This window comes from Cytobacillus sp. FSL W8-0315, assembly GCF_038002905.1.
In the GTDB taxonomy this organism is placed as follows: domain Bacteria; phylum Bacillota; class Bacilli; order Bacillales; family Cytobacillaceae; genus Cytobacillus; species Cytobacillus pseudoceanisediminis.
In genome coordinates, this window is sequence record NZ_JBBOOC010000011.1 from 1 (window position 1) to 1,588 (window position 1,588).

A 1,588-nucleotide genomic window follows, 5' to 3' on the forward strand; every position below is an offset into this window, starting at 1 on the left:
GGGCAGGTTTCTTGAAAAAAGATTCTTGAAATTTAAATTACAGCATGATACATTTAATGGAAATTAGGATTGGATAAATATGCGTTCAATAAAGAAGATAACTATATCGTTCTCACAATTACATCATCATATCTTGTAGCCTTTCTATTCGATTTATAAAAATCGTAAATAGGAAGGCTATTTACATCTGAGAAGGAATTAAGAGAGAATCCGAATATAGATTATTATATAGTTCCACTAGGTACTCAAAAAGAATCCTTGTTGGTAGCAAATTATTTAAGAAATAAAGGCTATAAAGTCGAATATGAAATGAGCAACAAAAAATTAGGCAAGGCTCTTGATAAAGCAAACAAAGAGAACATTCCTTACGTAATAATTATTGGAGAGAATGAGGTGAAAAATAATCAATACAAAATAAAAGATATGTCATCAGGTGAAGAAAGGATTGAATCATATCTGTTTAAATGATTTAAAAATTCTAATTCAAGTAGCCTGTACTGAGTTTATTGAATCCCTCGAAGAAGATGAGGAATAAACAAAATAAGCAATTAGCTTCATTTCCCTTTTTTCTCAGCTCTAAAAGTCCAAGCAACTACTAAGAGCCAAAAAGCTGACAATATACTTGGAACTCCAAGTGTCACGAAATATACATTTTTTAAAGTATATTGATCAATCCAGTTAAACATATTTTCACCTCATCAGTATGCGAGCAAGGACCTAATCTAAGGAGCTTTTTGGATGTGGAGGATTGGTCTTGCTCGTGCAGCTAGTTTGTCCAGCTGGAGAATATTTTATACCAATAAAAAAACCGCATCTCTGCGGTAATTGAGCGATTCATGCTTTGTAGTATATGTTCATACCTTATTACTGGTGCGAGCAAGGGTCAGAATATGGAGACAAAATTTTTAAGAAATAAAAAAATCCTCTAAGAGAGGCAGGGTAATATGAATTATATTTTGGAAAAAGAGTCAGAATTACTACTTACATTTGGATTGGAACCTATAAATTAGTTCGTCCAACATCTGACTATGTTTTATAGTTTCAGGATGTTTCAATCCTTTTTGGATACCAGTTTTAACGAGTGCTTTTCTAAGAAATTGAATCTTTTTGCTAAGCTCTCGGCAGAAATCACACATTAATTCGCTCCTTTAAATGATAAAAGTCCAGGAACTATTATTACAGATTTAGGGTGAACTATGAATGGCTTCGACAAAACTTGCCTAGAAACGACAAATTCTTAAAAAACACAAGATAGATTCAGTAAAATAGTTAAATCCAGAGCAAGGATAGGCAAGTCCTACTTTAAATGACATAATATTGGTTGGTTAATTTTTGGTTTAACAATTATTGTCTCTTATATTATTGTTCCACAGAAATATGGTTTGATTACTATTTGTGTCAATAGACCCGGAGTTGAGAAGATTAAATCTATTCTTAAAGCATTTAATAGAGATTTGACAAGAGTAGGCTGTTTGAGTCAGCCCTTTTTTATTTCTAATTAGATTTGTGAAACATTGCACTTAGACTATAGGATGCTTATGTTTCAGAACAGCTGCCAAAACAGGCATCTTTTCTTGTTCCATAAAAG

The 1,588-nt window shown here is 32.2% G+C and carries 2 protein-coding genes; one reads left to right on the plus strand and one right to left on the minus strand.

Annotated features, from left to right (window positions below; translation table 11 throughout):
* Window positions 1–228: 228 nt before the first annotated feature.
* Window positions 229–468 (plus strand): His/Gly/Thr/Pro-type tRNA ligase C-terminal domain-containing protein, encoded by a 240-nt coding sequence (locus MKY20_RS28635; RefSeq protein WP_341004494.1) that lies wholly within the window; start codon window positions 229–231, stop codon window positions 466–468.
* Window positions 469–977: 509 nt separating this feature from the next.
* On the opposite strand, the gene MKY20_RS28640 is transcribed toward MKY20_RS28635, so the two are convergent.
* Window positions 978–1,136, minus strand: a complete 159-nt coding sequence (locus tag MKY20_RS28640; RefSeq protein ID WP_251174101.1) for an aspartyl-phosphate phosphatase Spo0E family protein — start codon at window positions 1,134–1,136, stop codon at window positions 978–980.
* Window positions 1,137–1,588 lie beyond the last annotated feature (452 nt).

Excerpts from the sequence above, each read along its gene's own strand:
- MKY20_RS28640 (WP_251174101.1), bottom strand. The coding sequence starts at position 1,136 with ATGTGTGATTTCTGCCGAGAGCTTAGCAAAAAGATTCAATTTCTTAGA.